20 protein-coding genes are annotated in these 19,766 nt (G+C 33.9%); 17 read left to right on the top strand and 3 right to left on the bottom strand.

Going from position 1 to position 19,766, the window contains the following annotated elements; all coding sequences use genetic code 11:
* Window positions 1–18 precede the first annotated feature (18 nt).
* From BM077_RS01805 to BM077_RS01830, 6 genes are all read left to right on the top strand, one after another.
* Window positions 19–567: an iron transporter gene (locus tag BM077_RS01805; protein WP_089747925.1), complete on the top strand. Its 549-nt coding sequence runs from the start codon at window positions 19–21 to the stop codon at window positions 565–567.
* An 89-nt stretch (window positions 568–656) separates the two neighbouring features.
* Window positions 657–1,943: a Fe-S-containing protein gene (locus tag BM077_RS01810; protein WP_089747923.1), complete on the top strand. Its 1,287-nt coding sequence runs from the start codon at window positions 657–659 to the stop codon at window positions 1,941–1,943.
* A gap of 24 nt (window positions 1,944–1,967) precedes the next feature.
* Window positions 1,968–3,263, top strand: coding sequence for an ABC transporter permease (locus BM077_RS01815; protein ID WP_089747922.1), 1,296 nt, complete (start codon window positions 1,968–1,970; stop codon window positions 3,261–3,263).
* A gap of 16 nt (window positions 3,264–3,279) precedes the next feature.
* Window positions 3,280–4,437 carry an ABC transporter permease gene (locus BM077_RS01820; RefSeq protein WP_089747920.1) on the top strand — a complete coding sequence of 386 codons (1,158 nt, stop codon included), beginning with the start codon at window positions 3,280–3,282 and terminating at the stop codon, window positions 4,435–4,437.
* Between the two features lie 82 nt (window positions 4,438–4,519).
* A complete protein-coding gene (locus tag BM077_RS01825) occupies window positions 4,520–5,206 on the top strand; it encodes an ABC transporter ATP-binding protein (protein WP_089747918.1) in 687 nt (228 codons plus the stop codon).
* A gap of 168 nt (window positions 5,207–5,374) precedes the next feature.
* Window positions 5,375–5,536 carry a DUF1540 domain-containing protein gene (locus BM077_RS01830; RefSeq protein WP_218124628.1) on the top strand — a complete coding sequence of 54 codons (162 nt, stop codon included), beginning with the start codon at window positions 5,375–5,377 and terminating at the stop codon, window positions 5,534–5,536.
* 34 nt (window positions 5,537–5,570) lie between these two features.
* Here the strand turns inward: BM077_RS01830 and BM077_RS01835 are convergent, their stop codons facing one another.
* The gene (locus BM077_RS01835; protein WP_089747916.1) at window positions 5,571–6,539 is read right to left on the bottom strand and encodes a polyprenyl synthetase family protein; all 969 of its coding nucleotides are present in this window, start codon (window positions 6,537–6,539) and stop codon (window positions 5,571–5,573) included.
* A gap of 335 nt (window positions 6,540–6,874) precedes the next feature.
* Complete coding sequence (locus tag BM077_RS01840) at window positions 6,875–8,065, bottom strand: M24 family metallopeptidase (protein ID WP_089747915.1); 1,191 nt, start codon at window positions 8,063–8,065, stop codon at window positions 6,875–6,877.
* Between the two features lie 154 nt (window positions 8,066–8,219).
* Here BM077_RS01840 and nadE point away from each other — a divergent pair, with 154 nt between their 5' ends.
* From nadE to BM077_RS13665, 3 genes are all read left to right on the top strand, one after another.
* Window positions 8,220–8,951, top strand: coding sequence for an NAD(+) synthase (gene nadE / locus BM077_RS01845; RefSeq protein ID WP_089747913.1), 732 nt, complete (start codon window positions 8,220–8,222; stop codon window positions 8,949–8,951).
* Window positions 8,952–9,197: 246 nt separating this feature from the next.
* On the top strand, window positions 9,198–10,604 hold the full coding sequence (locus BM077_RS01850; protein ID WP_089747912.1) for an amino acid permease: 1,407 nt from the start codon (window positions 9,198–9,200) through the stop codon (window positions 10,602–10,604).
* A 108-nt stretch (window positions 10,605–10,712) separates the two neighbouring features.
* Complete coding sequence (locus tag BM077_RS13665) at window positions 10,713–10,925, top strand: HD-GYP domain-containing protein (protein ID WP_089747910.1); 213 nt, start codon at window positions 10,713–10,715, stop codon at window positions 10,923–10,925.
* Here the strand turns inward: BM077_RS13665 and BM077_RS01860 are convergent.
* Window positions 10,870–11,226, bottom strand: a complete 357-nt coding sequence (locus BM077_RS01860) for a hypothetical protein (RefSeq protein ID WP_089747908.1) — start codon at window positions 11,224–11,226, stop codon at window positions 10,870–10,872. The two genes, BM077_RS13665 and BM077_RS01860, sit on opposite strands and share 56 nt — an antisense overlap.
* Before the next feature lie 339 nt (window positions 11,227–11,565).
* Here BM077_RS01860 and BM077_RS01870 point away from each other — a divergent pair, with 339 nt between their 5' ends.
* From BM077_RS01870 to BM077_RS01905, 8 genes are all read left to right on the top strand, one after another.
* On the top strand, window positions 11,566–12,228 hold the full coding sequence (locus BM077_RS01870; protein WP_218124627.1) for a response regulator: 663 nt from the start codon (window positions 11,566–11,568) through the stop codon (window positions 12,226–12,228).
* Window positions 12,229–12,331: 103 nt separating this feature from the next.
* Complete coding sequence (locus BM077_RS01875; RefSeq protein WP_089747904.1) at window positions 12,332–13,240, top strand: alkaline phosphatase family protein; 909 nt, start codon at window positions 12,332–12,334, stop codon at window positions 13,238–13,240.
* A 99-nt stretch (window positions 13,241–13,339) separates the two neighbouring features.
* Entirely contained in the window at window positions 13,340–14,671 is a 1,332-nt protein-coding gene (gene glnA, locus BM077_RS01880; protein ID WP_089747902.1) for a type I glutamate--ammonia ligase, read from the top strand.
* A 337-nt stretch (window positions 14,672–15,008) separates the two neighbouring features.
* Window positions 15,009–15,989, top strand: a complete 981-nt coding sequence (locus BM077_RS01885; RefSeq protein WP_089747900.1) for an acyl-CoA dehydratase activase-related protein — start codon at window positions 15,009–15,011, stop codon at window positions 15,987–15,989.
* Complete coding sequence (locus BM077_RS01890) at window positions 15,989–17,074, top strand: CoA protein activase (RefSeq protein ID WP_089747898.1); 1,086 nt, start codon at window positions 15,989–15,991, stop codon at window positions 17,072–17,074. The genes BM077_RS01885 and BM077_RS01890 overlap by 1 nt, the downstream gene beginning before the upstream one ends.
* Window positions 17,071–18,030 (top strand): acyl-CoA dehydratase activase, encoded by a 960-nt coding sequence (locus tag BM077_RS01895; protein ID WP_090003392.1) that lies wholly within the window; start codon window positions 17,071–17,073, stop codon window positions 18,028–18,030. Before BM077_RS01890 ends, BM077_RS01895 begins: the two co-directional genes overlap by 4 nt.
* An 81-nt stretch (window positions 18,031–18,111) precedes the next feature.
* Window positions 18,112–19,200, top strand: a complete 1,089-nt coding sequence (locus tag BM077_RS01900) for a hypothetical protein (RefSeq protein WP_089747895.1) — start codon at window positions 18,112–18,114, stop codon at window positions 19,198–19,200.
* A 47-nt stretch (window positions 19,201–19,247) separates the two neighbouring features.
* Entirely contained in the window at window positions 19,248–19,700 is a 453-nt protein-coding gene (locus tag BM077_RS01905; RefSeq protein WP_089747893.1) for a DUF441 domain-containing protein, read from the top strand.
* Window positions 19,701–19,766 lie beyond the last annotated feature (66 nt).

The raw sequence follows: 19,766 nt of genomic DNA on the forward strand, positions 1-19,766 counted from the left end.
TTAGGAGGTATTTAAAAAATGAATTTAGGAAAGAAGAAAGTATTAATTACAACGATGATGATGGTAGTTTTATTGGCAGGGTTAGCAACAAATGCTTATGCATTTAAGGAGTATCCGATAGGAGAAGAAAAGATAATTAAACAGATGAAGATTGCAGCGGTATATTTTCAGTCAGTTCCAATGGAGCCGGAATCTAAAGCAGGAATAAGTGAGAATGATTCTGATATTCATATAGAAGCAGATATTCATGCTGTAATGAATAATCCTTATGGCTTTGGTTTTGGAGCATGGATTCCAAATTTAACTGTAGATTACAAGTTAGAAAACTTAGATACCGGTGAGGTAAAGGAAGGAAGCTTTATGCCGATGGTGGCTAGTGATGGGCCTCATTATGGAGCTAATGTAAAGATGATGGGAATTGGAAACTATAAGCTTACATATATTATCCATTCTCCAGCTAAGCAGGATTTCCTACAGCACGTAGATAACGAGACAGGCATTGATAAGCGATTTTGGAAGAAGCCTATTAAAGTTAGTTGGGACTTCACTTATACAGGTAATATATAAAGGATAATACTAACAATTAATCACTCTAGGTTAAAGGAAATATTTCCTTTAACCTAGAGATTTAGGCATTTAAGATTGGAGGGAAAGATATGTTAGAAATATTAGCTCTCACTTTAAAAGATGGATTAGAATTAGTTATTTTAAGTGGGATTTTATTTGGATTTATATATAAGACCAAACAGAAGCGGTTAAATCTATTTGGTTACTGGGCTTTAGTAATCGCTTTGCCGTTTAGTGCCTTGTTATCATATTCACTAATTAATCTTACTATTGAGAAAGAGATTGAAACGTTCTTTGCTTTTAGTGGTTTTATCTTAACTTTATTAATGATAGCTTGGGTTTGGTGGCAGAGTTTCAGTTATCAAAAAAGCTCTAATCAGCAGGAAGAGAAGTTAATTAGGAAGAGTTCAGTAGTATCTAAAATCTTAGTAGCAATCTTTGTTTTATATTTAGGAATTAAGTTTGAGACTAAATTAATCTTATTTCCAAAGCGAATTACAGTCAATACTATGTTAAGTACCGGTTTTAATACAGAGTTATTATTGAAATATTGTGGTGGCATTATAGGAATCATATTGGCAGTTAGTTTTGGCTTCGTATTAATTAAAGCCCATAAGAAAATGAATTTAAAACAGAGTAGAAACCTTGTTATTATACTTTATTTAGTTAGCTTAATCCGTCTTACTATTTTAGGACTATATGGTTTAATGTTAAAAGGGTTTATTTCTGCAACGCCGGAGTTCATTTCGGCTTTAGCGCCATTTTATAATAATGTTAATAGATTCTTCTATATATTCTTAGCAATTATTACAGTAGGGCTGATTATTATTGCATTTAAAAAAGAGGATAGACCTTCAAAAGGAGGTCTAAATCCAGCCCAATTAAGAAAGATTAAAGCACAGATTCGGAATAAGAACCGTTGGATTAGAACAAGTGTAGGAGTAATGGTCTTCTTTATAGCATTATTAGCACTAAACTATGTTTATGCAAATCGAACTGTACAACTAACTCCTGCGGTGGCGATCGAGCCAAAGAATGGAGAATTTACAATAGCCAAAGAAAAGCTAGCTGATGAGAAGTTGCATCGTTATTCATATCAGACTACCCAAGGGACAGTAATCGAATTCTTTTTAATTAAGAAGGCAGAAGATGCCTATGGGGTAGTCTATGATGCCTGTGAAATCTGCGGTGTTGCCGGTTACTATCAAAAAGATGATCAGGTCATCTGTAAAAATTGTGATGTAGTTATGAATAAGTTAACGATTGGTTTTCCAGGAGGGTGCAACCCGATTCCGTTAAAGTATACGACTACTAAAAAGAAGATTAAGATTAAAGTTAGTGATCTAATAGAACGAGAGAAGTTATTTGCTAATTAAAATATCACAACAGGAGGTGTTTAGATGTTCTTAAGAATAATTAGAAGGTCTTTGACTAGAGGCTTAAAGTCAAAACTATTAGCTATTGTTGCTATAGCCTTTGGAGCTTCATTGGCTACGGCAATGTTTAGTGTTTCTTTAGATATTGGAGATAAGATAAATAATGAATTAAAATCATATGGTTCAAATATTGTAGTAGAGCCAGAATCTGAATCTTTACCAGTAAAGGTTAACGGGGTTGATTTCAATCCAATTACACAGAATAAAGATTATATTCCAGAAAAGCATATTCCTAAGATCAAAATGATCTTTTGGCGACATAATATAGTAAACCTTGCACCTTACTTAGAGGCTAATGCTCAGTTGAGTGAAGACCAAAGAGTAGCAGTAGTAGGAACTTGGTTTGATCGCAAGATACGAATTCCTACAGGAGAGAAATTTAATTTTGGGGTTAAGCACCTTAAGTCTTGGTGGGAGATACAAGGTGATTGGATTAAGAATGGAGATAATAAAGCTTTAGCATTAGTAGGAAGGGAAGTAGCTGAAGCATCCAACTTAAAGCCTGGTGATGAACTTAATTTAGATTTTAATATTAATGGGCAGACAGTTAATAAGAAGGTAAAAGTAAAAGGTATAATTGATAGTGGAGGAAAAGAAGAAAGCAAGGTCTATCTACCGCTAAACCTTTTACAAGAGATAACTGGCTTAAAAGATAAGGTAGCAAAAGTTGAGGTGAGTGCCTTAACAACACCGGTCAATGATCTAGCTAGAAGAGCCCAGGAGAATCCCGATGCTTTAAGTGATGAAGAATTTGAGAAATGGTACTGTACTGCTTACGTCAGTTCAATTACTTACCAGATAGAAGAAGTAATTCCAGGTGTAGTAGCAAAAGAGGTAAGACAGATTGCACAATCTGAGGGAGTTATTTTAAATAAGATTAAATTATTAATGTTCTTAGTAACTTTAGCAGCTTTAATTAGTTCTGGATTAGGGATTTCAAGCATTATGACTACTAAAGTTTTAGAAAGAAGACAGGAGATTGGTTTATTAAAAGCAATCGGTTCTAGTAATTTAGGTGTGATCGCATTATTTGTAACAGAAATTAGTTTACTTGGTGTGCTAGGTGGTGTACTAGGTTACGGTTTAGGGATAGGTTTTGCTAGTTTAATTGGGCAACAAGTCTTTGGAACAGCAATTTCAGTTAAGTTATTAGTAATGCCGATTATTCTAGTTTTATCTATTATTGTAGCCTTATTAGGGAGTATTTCACCACTACGAATTGCTTTAAAACTAGAACCAGCAGAAGTATTACATGGTTAAAGAGGGGAGGGCGATTATGAAGAAGTTACAGATGTTTTTAAGAATGGTAGGGAAGGCATTTAAAGAACGAAAATCAAGAGTTGCAATTGCCTTCTTTGCTATTGTAGTAGGAGTAGGTATTATTGCTTCTCTGTTTAGTGTTTATTATGATATAAGCATTAAAATGAGTGAAGAGTTAAGGGTTTACGGAGCAAACTTAGTCTTGGCTCCTGATTTACAAGCAGCAAATAAAGAGATGAATATAGAACAGTTAGATAAGATAGTTAATAAGTTTGACAAAGATAAACTAGTAGGATATAGACCAAATCTATATGGGGTAGCGAAGGCTAAGGCTAAAGGGATTTTAGATGTTAAGAAGCCAGTAGTCTTAGTTGGTACTTGGTTTGATCAAGTGGACCAGGTTAATCCTTATTGGAAAGTAGAAGGAGAGTTATTAGCAAATAAATCAGTCGATGATGAAGTAGTAATAGGTAAAGAAGCAGCAAAGAAGTTAGGATATGATGTCGGTGATACGATTACCATTTCTGTTGAAGAGACCGGAAAAGAAGAAAAACTTATAATTAGTGGAATTATTACAACCGGTAATGAGGCAGATAGTCAAATTTTTGTTAATCTATCATTAGCACAAGAATTATTAGGTAAGCCGGACAAGATTAATATTGCTTATTTTAGTGTTTTAGGACAAAACTTAAGCTCTAAAGTAAAAAAGATTAACAAAACAGTAAATGGAATTGAATTAGAAACAATTAAAAAGATTGCTAGCTCAGAAGGTAAGGTTCTAAATAAGATTAAATCATTAATGTACTTAGTAGTTATGATTATACTTTTATCGACGCTATTATGTGTTTCGACAACTATGATGACTATAGTTACTGAGCGAAAAGAAGAGATCGGGCTTAAGAAAGCACTAGGTGCAGAGAATAGTAACATAATTACTGAGTTCTTAACTGAAGCTGCGATTTTAGGAGGTATTGGTGGTTTAGTCGGTTATGGATTAGGATTCTTAGGAGCACAAGCTATTGGACAGAGTGTATTTGACTCATACATATCATTTAGAATTATGATTGTGCCAGCGTCCTTCATTCTTGCAGTCTTAGTATCTTGTATTGCTTCTATTATCCCTGTAAGAATGGTAGTTGATATAGACCCAGCGGTTGTGTTAAAGGGAGAGTAAAGTACTAGTGGCTAAAAAAATAATTCTCGAGTATAATCAATTGATTATGTAAAACTCTTAAATAATGAGGAGGTAAAAGAAAATGGGATTAATCACATTAGAAAATGTTTCTAAAATATACGGTGAAGATGTTAAGGCGTTAGACAATATTAGTTTAGATATCAAAGAAGGAGAATGGGTTTCAATCATGGGACCTTCTGGATCAGGTAAAAGTACAATGCTAAATCTAATTGGATGTATGGACACTCCGAGTAAAGGTGTCGTCAAAATAGACGGAATAGATATTTCTGAATTAGATAAAAAAGAACTAACAAAGGTTCGAAGAGAGAAGATAGGTCTAGTCTTTCAGCAATTTCATTTAGTGCCTTACTTAACGGCGGTTGAAAATGTAATGGTAGCTCAATATTATCACAGCATGGCCGAGGAAGAAGAAGCAAGAAAGGCTTTAGAAAGAGTAGGCTTAGGGCATCGTGGTAATCATTTACCTAAAGAATTATCAGGAGGAGAACAGCAAAGGGTCTGTATTGCTAGAGCATTAATTAATTATCCTAAATTGATTTTAGCCGATGAGCCGACAGGAAACTTAGATAAAGAGAATGAAAATATAGTCCTAGATCTATTTAATGAACTACATGATCAAGGACATACGATTATGATGGTAACTCATGATCCTAAAGTTGGTCAACTAGCAGAACGACAGATTAATTTAGATCATGGTAAGTTAAAAGATACGCCACAAATAAGCAAAGAAAGAGGATTAGTAAGTTAAAATTATAGATATTTCATATTAGCTCTATGCCTATTGGGTATAGAGCTTCTTTATATCTAATATAATAGATTTATGCTTTTAGGAAGTTCCAGAATATAAGGTTAGGATTTGCTCCATAATATTATTATAATTGAAAGGTGACTTTAACTTAAAGGAGGTGTCAGAAAAATGAGTATAAATGAAAATATTAAATGTACAGTCAGCAACTGCACTTACTGGGATAATAAATACTGTACAGCTAGTGCCATAGAAGTTAATGTAGATGGTGGAGGGGCCCAAGCTTCTAATGAAGAAAAGACAAACTGTCATACTTTTGAATCTCGGTCTTGATAGATTCTTTAATCCCCTGCGTGCAGGGGATTTTTTACTTACTCCTTTTAAAGGAATATCTAGCTAGTTTAATGAGATAACCTTTATATTCAGAGCTAGGGAGAGGGTCAATTGTTTCAATAGCTTTTTGACTAAATTCTTGTGCTAAAGTTAGTGATGCGTCTAAGGCGCTTGAAGCATTTACTTGCGAAATTATATTTTGTACCTGTTGGTCACTAGGCTGGTCATTAAGAATTTCATTAAATTCTGCTTGCTTGGAGGTTGATAATGACTGGAAATAATGGATAAAAGGTAACGTAATAATTCCTCGCTGTAAATCATTCTGGGTAGTCTTACCTGTAGTTTCTGGTTTGTTTTTATAATCAAGAATATCATCTTGGATTTGAAAACTAATACCTAGATAATAACCATAAGTGGTCAATCTTTCTATTTTGTCCTCATCTAACCGACCAATTATAGCTCCAATTTTACAACTAGTAGCCAATAAGGAGCCAGTCTTTTTTTTAATGCAGAGCAAATATTCATCCTTACTTAAATTAGCTTTAAATCTATTTCGCTGTTGCTGCATTTCTCCTTCTACCATCTGTACAATTGTTCTAGCTAATATAGAAGTAATATTATTAGGTAGTCCATCCAAATAGCTCAAACTTTTAGCATACAAAAAATCACCAAATAAGATCGCTACATTTACGTCCCATTTTTGGTAAATAGTCGATTGGCCGCGGCGTAACTGAGCTTTATCAAGTATATCATCATGGACTAAGGTAGCCATATGAAGAATCTCTAAAGAAGCAGCGGCTTTAGTTAGCATTTCTTGACTCTCTCTATTCTCTAATTTACCAGATAATAAGGTTAATAATGGGCGTAGTAACTTACCTTTTTGGTGAGTAAAATAATCCTTAATTTCAGCTAAAAAAGGCTCCGAAGTTTCAAGGAGCTTTTGAAGATATTCATAAACACTTTTTAGTTCTGATTTTAGTTCTTTACTTAATTGCTTCATCATAATTACTTATTATCCTTTCTGATAGGGAATGATATAGGTATATTATTTAAATAAATTTTATAATTAGCTTTTTGAGCATAATTGATTGATGTTAGCCATTTAAAATGAAGCAGACTGGAATAAAGAAAAGCATGATTAAGGTTGTTTTCTGTTTGACCGTTAGGGAGTTTGGAAACAACCCATGCTTTTCTTTATGGAAGTCGTTGCGGAATTTGTAGGCGGTATCAATTAATTATGCTAAAATCGTGAATGTTTGAATAAGATGTACTATTACTATTTATCAGAATAGGGTTTTTTATTAAAAAAATAAAGCCTAAACAAAAGATTGTTAGGCTTTATTTAACAGTAATTAATTCTTCAGAAGTATGAGTTAATTTTTGTGGTTTATCTTCAGTTACCAAATATGTATTTTCAATACCGATAGCTCCTACATCAGGAACTAATAACTTAGGTTCTAAGGCAATAGCCATACCTGGTTCTAAATCAAAATTAAGGCCATCAGCTAAAAAAGGAAACTCGTTTAGTTCTAATCCAACTCCATGACCAACAAATCTTACTTTGTTATCGCCATAACCCATAAAGTATTCAGCAACTTCTAATTCTTCAGCTATTCTCTTGCCTTCTTCATAGATTTCCTTCCAGCTATGTTGAGGGATCAAATATTCACTGAGTCTATCTAGAAAATTCACCATCTTTTCATGAGTTTCTTGTAAGTAAGCACTAGGCTCTCCTAAGACTGCTAAGCGAGTCTGATCAACATGGTATCCTTGATAATTACTAACAAAATCGACAACTATCGGTTCGCCTTCAGTAATCTTTTTATGGGATGATCCAATCCCTATACTAGCATGTAGACCAGAACCACCACATAAAGCATCAGTTTTAATAGATATTTCTGCATTATCACCAACAACGCAGACTCCCATTGGGATTTCATTATTTAAGCCGCGCATTCTTACTAAGCCACTATGCCCTTGCTTACGAAGATGATTCTCAATAATAGCTGATAATTCCAATTCGCTCATTCCAGGTTGTAAATTCTCACTAATTACTTTAGGAATCGTACTTAAATGATTAGCAGCTCTCTTCATTAATTTAACTTCGTAATCTGACTTAATCATTCTTGATTGGCGAATTAAGGTTGTAATATTAACTAAATTATTGACTTCTAAAAGGCTTTGTAATTTAGTTGCTGTTTGATAAGGTAAGATATCTAGTTCTAAACCTAATTTCTTAGGAAAATTAATACCTTCTTTAGCTAAGACATCAGGAATTTCTCGTGAACTTTTAAATTCAACTACCTTCTCAATACCGGTTTCATTTTCAGCTCGTTCAATACCACGACGAACAAACAAAATAGGATCACCTGTCTGAGGAATAAAAAGATACTCTGCTTGAATAGTACCAGCAAAGTAATAAAGGTCAGCGTTCTGAATAATTACAGCTAGATCAATTCCCTTGTCAGTTAATTTTTCTTGTAAGCCTTCTTTCCTCTTGATTAACTCTTCTTTTGGAATTGTTTCCAATTTATCTCCTCCTTTTTTTGAGTCATAAGCATAATGAAATGTTTATGTGATATTAAATAGTATACCATAATTAGCAGAATATTAAAAATAATTATTAGTTATCTTTAAGTTTAACCCTATTATGATATAATAGGTAACAAAAGGAGGTTTTGGTATGCGGGATTATGCAGAATTAAGTGATAAGTTAGTGAATTGGATTAGAAAGCAAGTAAAAGATGCTGGTTGTAAAGGGGCAGTTGTTGGCTTAAGCGGTGGAATTGACTCAGCTGTAACAGCAGTTTTATGTAAGAAAGCGTTTCCTGATACTACTTTAGGTCTAATATTACCTTGTCATAGCAATTTAGAAGACGCAGTAGATGCTAAGCTAGTAGCAGAAAAGTTTGATATTGAATATAAAGTAGTAGATTTGGATGAAACTTTTGATGTTCTATTGTCAGAGCTTAGGGATACTCAAAATTCAAAAGGAAAGAATGAATTAGCAACTGCTAACATTAAGCCTAGATTAAGAATGACAGCTCTTTATTATTACTCAGCTTCTTTAAACCGATTGGTAGTAGGTACTGATAATCGTAGTGAATTAAAGATAGGTTACTTTACTAAACATGGTGATGGAGGAGTTGACATTGCTCCATTGGGCAACTTAGTTAAAACAGAAGTCAGAGAATTAGCAGCCTATTTAGGTATCCCAGAAAAGATAATTGAGCGTCCACCAACAGCAGGATTATGGGCTGATCAGACTGATGAAAAGGAATTAGGTATTACATATGAAGAGTTAGATCATTATATTTTAACCGGTGAAGCAGATTTAAAAGTAAAAGAAAAAATTGAAGAATTAGCTAAAAAAAATGCTCATAAATTAGGATATCCCCCAGTTCCAGAATTTTAATAAATTCACCATTTGAATAATACTACTCTTTAATCGGCAATAATATAACATAGCAGTGAATTAGATATCTATTATTTAGATTAATATCGGCTAAAAATTTAGCTTTCGTGCATAATCAATTGATTATGCACGAATCTTAGATGGCAATTATAATTGAAGTGATCAAAAATATAGGGGCTTACGACTTCTTATAAATATTAGATGTATTTAGCCGATAACATTCATTTATGATTAGGGAGTGTAATTATGTTAAGAGATGATAGAAATGAGCTAACTCAACCTTTAATAGATAATCAAGTACAAAAAGGTGATTCAGAACAAGGGGAAACTGATAGTTTAAGTGTTAATGAGTTAACTTTAGTAGGATTAGGTGCTATTATTGGTGCCGGTTTCTTTTTAGCTAGTAGTATATCGATTGTTAATGCTGGACCATCAGTGATTTTAGGGTTTTTACTTGGTGGCTTTCTTATGTGGCAGGTCTTTTCTGCTTTGGCAGAGATGTCAGTAGCTAATCCTACTAGTGGTTCGTTTCGTGTGTACGCTGAAGAAGCATTAGGACCTTATTTTGGCTATTTAAGCGGCTGGATGTATTGGACAGCAGGTGTGCTAGTTATGTCTAGTGAAGTAACAGCCTCAGCTATCTTTACTCAGTGGTGGTTGCCTAAGGTTCCCCTTTGGGTTTTTGCAATTGTTTATTCAGGGTTGATTGTTGCTGTTAATACGATGGGGGTTAAGAACTTTGGCAAGATAGAATCTTTCTTTTCTATAATTAAAATTATAGCTATAATCTTATTTGTAGTTTTAGGTTTATTAATTTTAGGGGGATTCTTTACTAAACCTAGCGGCAGCGGAATTCAGAATTACTATCAACATGGAGGTTTCTTTCCTAATGGTACTTTAGGTTTGTTTAGTTCGATGTTGATGATTTTACTTTCTTTTGGAGGAGTAGTAGTTACAGGAATGGCTGCTAGTGAGACTAGGGACCCAAGTGAAAGTATTCCTCGTGCTATTAGAAGGATAGTTTTAGGGCTTTTAGGCCTTTATGTGAGTGCTTTATTAGTTTTACTAGCATTAGTGCCTTGGAGTCAAATTAGTACAGAAGCTAGTCCGTTTACTATTGTATTTGAGCTAGTTAATTTTCCTTATGCAGGTTCGATTATGAATTTTGTAATCTTAACTGCTGCCTTATCGACTATGAATGCAGCAATGTATGCTGTGATTCGGGTTTTAGCTTCTTTAGCTGAAGCAGAAGAAGCTCCTTTATTTTTAAAGACTAGGAATGAAGACGGTGTTCCTATTTATGCTTTATTAGTAAGTAGTGCTGGATTAATAATAGCAATTATTATGTCTTTTTTGCTTCCAGATAAAGTATATGAGTATATAACTAGTGCTGCCGGTTTTATTATCTTCTTTAATTGGATTATAATCTTAGCTAGTCAGATTAAATACCGCCCTCTTTTAGAAGAAAACTTTTCTGATACTCTTAAGTTTAAAATGTGGGGGTATCCCTATTCAAGCTGGGGGACTATTATTTTAGTTGCTGCAATTTTGGTCTTTTCAAGCTTTAATCCTGACCAGTTAATAGGTTTAATCGGAGGTTTAATAATTATTTCTGTCTTATCTATCTTTTATTTTATAAGAAGTTACAATTAATTTATTAGTTAGATAAGATTTGTTGTCGTTGACAAGTGAATAGGAATAGATTATAATATTATTAAGAAGCATATAAAATTATAGAAAGGGTGGATTAAACCCTTTTTTTTGTTTTGGACTGATAATAATAATCATAATCATAAATGTGCTAAACGAGATGCTTGGGATGCAATGACTACGGATCGTTCTTATCGTCCTGCTTTATCATTAGAAGAAGCACTTAAAGAACTATGTAAGAATGCTGGGACTCAATTTGATTCAAAAATTATAACTCATTTAAAGCATTCTTCTTTTCAAGCTTTAACTCAGAAAGAGGTTTAAATTGGATTTTCTCCTTAGTTTTAAGTTCATAATTTAAACCAATAATGCGATCAAAATTAAATATATCTTCTTTGTTAGTAGAGTGATTAATCTTTAAGTATTCTAATTCGTTATCCTGATCCCTAAAGATTATAACTTTTTCTAAATTATTTCTAACTATCCTACCGCCACCTTCGATCGTAATTACTAATTCGTTTTTTGGTTTTTGTTGGACCTCAACTTCATTCAATTTATAACCTAATCCTAAGATTAATAACAAAACTGCAATAAAAATAATTAAATTAACTATATTCTTTTTCAATCGATCCACCTCCTAATGAATAATTCTAGGGATAAAGGTTATTTCCTCTTTTTGAAAGTTTAATTCCAAAATCTTGCTGTCAAATATTAAACCACTTTGCAGGAATTTGCTATCTTCATCTAGAAGATAAATTTAAAGCACAAGACAAAAAATTGAAGATTAATTATTTAGTTTTTAAAGGAAGTACATATCTTCTGGTTAAAAATAATTATAACGAATATCATGGGTTAAAGAATATAAAGGAGAGGGCTAGATTATTAAAAGGAAAATTTAATTTAAACTCAATTAAGGGAAAAGGAACAGAGATAAAAATAAAAATTCCTTATGAGGTGATAAGAGGTGTCAAAAGTTAAAATAATGTTAGTTGATGACCATGAGGTGGTGAGAGTAGGTTTAGCTGCCTTGTTAGAGCGAAAGGCTGAGTTTGAAATCGTTGCTCAAGCTAGTTCTGGGCAAGAAGCTGTCAAGAAGGCTGCTCAGCATGAACCTGATGTGATATTATTAGATATTAGAATGCCCTCAGGTAGTGGGATTGATGCTTGTCGTGAAATATGTGATAAACATCCTGATACTAAGGTTGTTATGTTGAGTTCATATACTGATGATGAAGTAATCGTTAAGTCAATCATGGCTGGTGCGTGTGGATATATATTAAAAGAGATTAATAGTCAAGAATTGATCAAAGCAGTAGAAGCAGTTAATAGAGGAGAATCACTTTTAGATCCTAAAATTACACAAAAAGTTTTGGAACATATGCGTAAATCTAATAATGAAGACGAGAAAGAAGATAAATTAACTGAGAGGGAAGAAGCAATTCTTGAATTCTTAGCTGAAGGTTTGACTAATCGAGAAATTGCTAAAAAGGTACATTTAGCAGAAAAGACGGTCAGGAATTATGTTAGTAAAATTTTGAAGAAGCTAGACTTAAATAATCGTGTGGAGGCCGCAACCTATATTACCAAGAAAAAGATGAGACAACAGAATAAATACTTAGAACTTTAAGCTAAATTACTAAGACAAATGGATTTCCATTTGTCTTTTCTTGTATTCAATCTAAATAGTAATCTTTGTTTTAGGAAATAATACATAAAAAGGAGTATTGATTATGCCAAAAGTAATCATGGTCTTTATTGATGGATTTGGTTTAGGGGAAAACTCATCAACAACTAATCCTTTGGTTACCGCAGAAACTCCAGGATTTAATTATATGTTAGGAGGAAATGATTTAATAGCTGACATAGGAAGGTGTGATTCTAAGCTTGCTTCACTTATTCCAACAGATGCTTCGCTAGGGGTAGAAGGCTTGCCTCAGAGTGCTACAGGACAGACTGCTATTTTAACTGGGGTTAATGCTTCTCAAAAGCTTGAAAGACACATTAGTGGTTTTCCTACGCCTACTTTAAAGGAAATTATTAAAGAGGAAAGTGTTTTTAAAAAGATAAGTAATTTAGGCCTTAAGCCGCACTTTATTAATACTTATACACGAGAATACTTCCAAAAACAAGTTGAATCTAAACGGTATGCAGCCACTACTTTAGCAGTAATGGCAGGGGGAATAGAATTTAATTATGTTGATAAAGAGTTGTTAGCCGGGAAATCGATTTATCATGATCTTAAACAAGAAGTTTTAATTGAGCGTGGTTTTAATCTTCCTTTAATTACTTCTCATGATTCAGCTATTAGATTGTATAATGTTATTGATAAATATGATTTTATTCTATTTGAATATTTCTTGTCTGATGTTGTGGGGCATAAGCAGGATTTAAAAGAAGCGATAAAGGTTGTTGAAGATTTAGATGAATTTATCTTTACTTTAATTAAGAGAATAAATTTAGAAGAAGTTTTATTAGTGATTACTAGTGACCATGGTAATATTGAAGATTTAAGTGTTAGAACTCATACTAAAAATTTAGTGCCTACTATTTTGGTCGGGGCTTATAAAGATCAAATTAAAGATAGAATTACAAGTCTGACTGATCTAACACCAGCAATAATTAGCTTATTTCAAAGTTGATGTAAAATAAATGTTAAAAATGCTAACATATACTTGACATACGTTAAAAAAGTTGCTAAACTATAGCTAACATATAATTAATATTAGGAGGCAATTAAAGTGACATTAAGAAAAGAAGAGATTCTCAAAGAAGCAGAGGAGAATGATGTTAAGTTCGTTAGACTACAATTTACTGATGTTTTAGGAATAACTAAGAACGTGGCAATTACAGTAGAGCAGTTAGAAGATGCATTAGATGGAGAGATTATGTTTGATGGTTCATCTATTGAAGGGTTTACTCGAATTCAAGAATCAGATATGTATTTAAAGCCTGATTATGACACCTTTACAATATTTCCATGGAGACCTACAGATGATGGTGCCGTAGCTCGATTAATTTGTGATGTATATGATGCTGATGGGAAGCCATTCTCTGGTGGACCTCGAAATATCTTAAAGAAGGTGATTGCTGAGGCTGAGGAATTAGGATATGAGATGTTTGCTGGTCCTGAACCGGAGTTTTTCTTATTTGAAACTGATGAAGATGGAGAACCTACTACTAAGACTAATGATAAAGGTGGATACTTTGACCTATCTCCAGTAGATTTAGGTCAGAATACTCGTCGTGATATTTCATTAGCATTAGATGAGATGGGTTTTGAAGTAGAAGCTTCTCACCATGAGGTAGCACCAGGACAGCATGAGATTGATTTTAAGTATGCTGACGCGTTAAAAACGGCAGATAATATAGCTACATTTAAGTTTGTAACTAAGGCAATTGCTAAAGAGCATGGCTTGCATGCTACTTTTATGCCAAAGCCGATCTTTGGTGAAAATGGCTCAGGAATGCATGTGAATCAATCATTATTTAAAGATGGTGAAAATGCATTTTATGATCCAGAAGATGAGCGGGGATTAAGTGAAATAGCCTATTATTACATTGGTGGTTTATTAAAGCATGCCAAAGCTATTGCAGCTATCACTAACCCAACAGTTAACTCTTATAAGCGATTAGTACCAGGTTATGAAGCTCCAGTTTATATCTCTTGGTCAGGTGCTAATAGAAGTGCGTTAGTGAGAATTCCTGCATCTAGAGGGGTAGGAACTAGAGTTGAGTTAAGAAATCCTGACCCAGCAGCTAATCCTTATTTAGCCATGGCTGTTATGTTGAAAGCAGGTTTAGACGGTATTAAGAATGAAATCGATCCAGGAGAAGAGGCCTTAAATAATATTTATGATATGACAGCAGCTGAAAGAAAAGAATCAGGAATTGAAAGTTTGCCTGGTGACCTAATGACAGCTATCCAGGAATTACAGAATAATGAACTTATTAAATCTGCTTTAGGAGAGCACACTTATAACCACTTTGTTAAGGCTAAGCAGATTGAATGGAATGTCTATAAGACACAAGTTCATCAGTGGGAATTAGATCAATATTTAGAAACATTCTAAATGAAAATAAGTTAAATAAATATTAATTTTTAAATTAATATAATCGAGGATTTAGCTTTATGCTGAATTCTCGATTTCTATTTTTATAGTAAACAATTTTTCTTGATATTAGCGTTTTCTATGCCTCCTGAAACACTAGAGTCACCATGCTTAAGGAGATTATAATTGACTATGAGTAGTAGTGTCTCATATAAATTATTAATCCTCTCTAGCAGGAAAATTGATAATTAATGCTGAAAAACATATTATATAGTTAAACAGTAATAATATACTAAATATATACTTAAAGTTACTTTTTTATGGTTCTATCAATTTGGTTGAGGAGGCATTAATAAAGATGTCAGTTAGAATTGGAATTCCTAAGACTCTATCCTATTATGTTTACTATCCGTTATGGGAAAAGTTCTTTACTGAGTTAGGAGCGGAAGTAGTAGTATCACAGAATACTTCACGACGAATAGTAGATGATGGGGTAAAGGAGACGGTGAATGATGCCTGTGTTCCTATTAAATTATTTCATGGTCATGTTTTAAATTTAAAAGATAAGGTTGACTATATATTTATTCCACGATTGGTTAGTGTTAATGGAGAGCAGATATATTGCCCTAAATTCTTAGGGTTACCGGATATGATCAAGAGTACGTTAAGGGGTTTACCAGAGGTTATTGCTCCTAAGATTGACCTTCGTAAAGGTAGGTTTGAGTTGTTAAAGATAGTCTATCAAGTTGGATCTATTTTAACTAAGAATCTTTTACAGATATATTCTGCTTTTAAAGAAGCAAAGAGTTATTTTGAAGATTTTAATAACTTATTAAAAGAAGGTTACACAGTAGAGGAATCACTAAAGTTATTAGAAGGTGAAGAAGTTAACGTTGATTTAGGGCAAGAAGAAAGCTCGTTGAAAGTGGCTGTTTTGGGATATCCGTATATAACTTATGATCCTTATATTTCTGTTAATATGATTCAGAAATTACGAGGACTAGGAGCTGAAGTTGTAACTACTGACATGCTTACTCATAGGCAGCTAGATAAGCAGAAGCCAAAACTAAAGAAAGATCTATTCTGGACTTTTAGTGGCGAAGTAGTTAAAGCTGGTTATCACTATTGTGAAACTGGTGAGATTGATGGTCTTATCCATGTCACTGCTTTTGGTTGTGGTCCAGATTTTATGGTAGATAAATTGTTAGAGTTAGCTGCTAAAGATAAAGAAGATATAGCTTTTATGACTTTGACTATCGATGAACATACTGGAGAGGCAGGCATTGTTACTAGGTTAGAAGCGTTCGTTGATATGTTAAATTTAAGGAGGAAGCACTAATGAAGGTAACCTTTCCGTATATGGGAACTTCTAATATTGTTTTTAAATCTATTATGGAAGAGTTGGGACATGAAGTAGTTGTTAAAAAGCCTAGCAAAAGAACTCTTAGTTTAGGGACTGAACATGCTCCAGAGTTTGCCTGTATTCCGTTTAAAATCTTATTAGGAACATACTTAGAGTCATTAGAAGAAGGAGCAGATTTAATCGTTACCTCTGGAGGGAGAGGGCCTTGCCGAGCTGGACATTATGCTCAATTACAAGAGAAGATTTTGCATAATTTAGGTTATGATTTTGAAATGGTAGTCTTTGAAGCATTGACAGATAGTTTTAAAGATTTCTTTAGTAACATAAGAAAAGTGGCTGGCTCAGAGCTATCTTGGTGGCAGATATTTAAACTTATAAAAAAAGAATGGTATAGATTGATGGTGCTAGATGATATAGAAAGGTTGACTCATAAGGTGCGGCCTCGGGAATTAAAAAAAGGCACTACTACTAATGTCTTTGCTGAAGCTCAAGAAATAGTGGCAGTTGCTAAAACAGAGGAAGAGATTAAAAAGGCTAAAGAGAAAAGTTTTGAGTTATTAAATGATGTACCACAGGACCCGAATTATGAACCACTAAAGATAGGTATTATCGGTGAGATTTATGTAGTCTTAGAACCATTTGCTAATTTAGAATTAGAGAAGACTTTAGGAGAGATGGGAGTAGAAGTTGATCGTTCAATCTATTTAACAGGTTGGACTAAAGATCATACTTTCTTTGTCCCTAAAAAGGATGGAGTAGAAGAAGCGGCAAAACCATACTTAGATCAGTTAGTAGGCGGGCATGGGCTAGATTCAGTAGGGAATACGGTGCTATATGCTCAAAATGGATTTGATGGAGTAATTCAATTGGCTCCTTTTACTTGTATTCCAGAAATTGTAGCTAAAAGTATCTTACCAGAGGTAAGTAAGGATTGGAATATCCCTTTTTTAACTATCTTTTTAGATGAAAAGACAGGAAAAGCTGGGGTGACAACTCGTCTAGAAGCATTTGTTGATTTAATAGCTAAAAAAAGAGATGAAGCGAGGGATAGGATTTCATGAATGGGTACTTAGGAATTGATGTTGGTTCAGTTAGTACTAATTTGGTTGTAATTAATTCTGAAGGGGAAGTATTAGAAAAGATATACCTTCGTACCAAAGGACAGCCGATCGATGTAGTACAGAGAGGGTTAAAAGAGTTAAAGCAGAGTCTGGCAGATGATATAGAAATTAAAGGTGTAGGTACTACTGGCAGTGGTCGTAATTTAACTAGTGTCGTGGTTGGTGCAGACACAGTAAAGAATGAAATTACGGCTCATGCGGTAGCTTCTTCACATATTGTGCCAGATGTAAGAACTGTTTTAGAAATTGGGGGACAAGATTCTAAAATTACAATTTTAAGGAATGGCATTGTCGTTGATTTTGCTATGAATACTGTCTGTGCAGCAGGAACCGGTTCATTTTTAGACCAGCAGGCTGCTAGATTAGGAATTCCGATAGAAGACTTTGGTAAGATGGCTCTTAAATCCAAGAATAAGGTGCGGATAGCAGGACGTTGTTCTGTCTTTGCTGAATCAGATATGATTCATAAACAGCAGATGGGTCATAATTTAGAGGATATTATTGCTGGTTTGTGCGAAGCATTAGTAAGGAATTACTTAAATAATGTTGGGCAAGGTAAAGATATATTAGCACCGGTTGTCTTCCAAGGAGGAGTAGCAGCTAATGAAGGGATTAAAGAAGCTTTCGCTGAGGCTTTAGAGACTGAAATCGTAGTCCCTGAACATCATGATGTAATGGGGGCGATTGGAGCAGCATTATTGGCTAAAGATAAGATAGTAAATGACGGAGAAGAGACCAGTTTTAAAGGGTGGAATGTAACAGAGATAGAATATACACCTTCTAGTTTCGAGTGCGAAGGCTGTGCTAACTTATGTGAGGTAATAGAGATTCGGATGGATGGTGAAATAGTTTCCCGTTGGGGGCATAGATGTAATAAATGGGATTTGGCTCAATAACATTTTGGTGATATTTGATTAATCTCCTAGTTAATTGTTAATAATAAGTTTGAAGTGAATTATTAACTAGGAGGAAGAAGTATGAAGGTGACCTTTCCCCAGATGGGGAGTTTAAATATTCCATTAGAAACTTTGCTACAGGGATTAAATATAGAGATAGTTTCACCGCCACCTTTGACTAAAAGAACTTTAAACCTGGGGGTTAAATATTCTCCAGAGTCAGCCTGTCTTCCGTTTAAATTAGTTTTAGGTAACTTTATTGAGGCATTAGAACTAGGAGCTGAAGCGATAATTATGGCTGGAGGGAACGGCCCTTGTCGTTTTGGCCATTTTGGAGAATTAGCTAATGATATTTTAACTGATCTTGGTTATGAATTTGAGTTGTATATTCTAGAACCACCAGTTAAATCAATTGTAGATATCTTTGTTAAATTATCGCCTAATTTCAACTGGGTACAGGTTATTAAATCTTTAAGGTTTGCTTGGAAGAAACTAATCTTAATTGAAGAGATTAAAAAGTATAGATTAAAGCACGGTGTCTTTCTTTCTAAAAACCAGATTAACAAGTTAGAGGATGAGTATCTACAATTAATTAGAGAAGCAAAAAATAAGGAAGAGTTAGCAAGTATAGACCATAATTATAAGAAAGAAATAGATGAATTTACTGATGGGCAACAAACTTCACTTTTAAAGGTTGGCTTAGTAGGGGATATCTATACAGTTTCTGAGCCTTTTGCTAATCTAAATGTATCTAAGCGACTTAATGAGTTAGGAGTGGCAATAGACCGAGCTGTATTCGTAAGTAAATGGGTCAAGGATAATTTGATCTGTGGTGCATTAAATATTTCTAGTAATCGTAAGGTAATTAAAGCAGCTAAAAGATATTTGCAAGAAGGAGTTGGAGGCTTGGGTCTAGAAACTGTAGGGGAGACAGTTCTTTATGGGGAACAAGGGTATGATGGAGTAATTCAACTAGCGCCTTTTGGTTGTATGCCAGAGATAGTTGCAAAAAGTTTGTTAACTGAGGTTGAACGTGATTTTGGGCTCCCAGTTTTAACTTTAACTTTAGATGAACATGCTAGTGCTACTGGGGTTCAAACCCGTCTAGAAGCTTTCGTTGATCTTTTAACACAAAAGAAAAATTTGAATAAGAAAACATTCCTGAATTAAGGGATGTTTTTATCTATTTAAGGTTATAAGAGGAGGAGACGATAAAATTGCAGATTAATCTAGTATTCTTTGTTCTATTAATTCTTGGGTTACTATCAAAAAATAATTCATTAATTATTTCCTCGCTACTTCTTTTTGGTATCCGGATATTTAAATTAGATGACTTACTACCTGTGATTGACCAGTATAGTGTTAAGGTAGGTATTATTTTAATTATGTTAGGTGTTTTGACGCCAGTGGCTACTGGAGATGTGGATTTATTACAGATTGTAGATACTATTAAGAGTCCGATCGGTTTAATTTCGGTTATAATGGGGGTTTTAGTAACACAATTTACTAGAGAAGGTTTAAGCTTAATGGACACAGCCCCAGAAGTGATTCCTAATTTAGTAGCTGGGATTATTGTGGGGATTGCTTTTTTTAGAGGTGTACCAAGTGGTCCTTTGATTGCTAGTGGAATTACAGCTTTTTTAATTAAAATATTTAGGAGCTTAGGTTAGGTGAAAAATTTCTTGCAAAAAGATACTGGAAGATGTATAATATAGTGATGTTGAGAGATAAGTGGA

Source organism: Candidatus Frackibacter sp. WG13 (assembly GCF_900114655.1).
Classification (GTDB): Bacteria; Bacillota; Halanaerobiia; order Halobacteroidales; family Acetohalobiaceae; genus Frackibacter.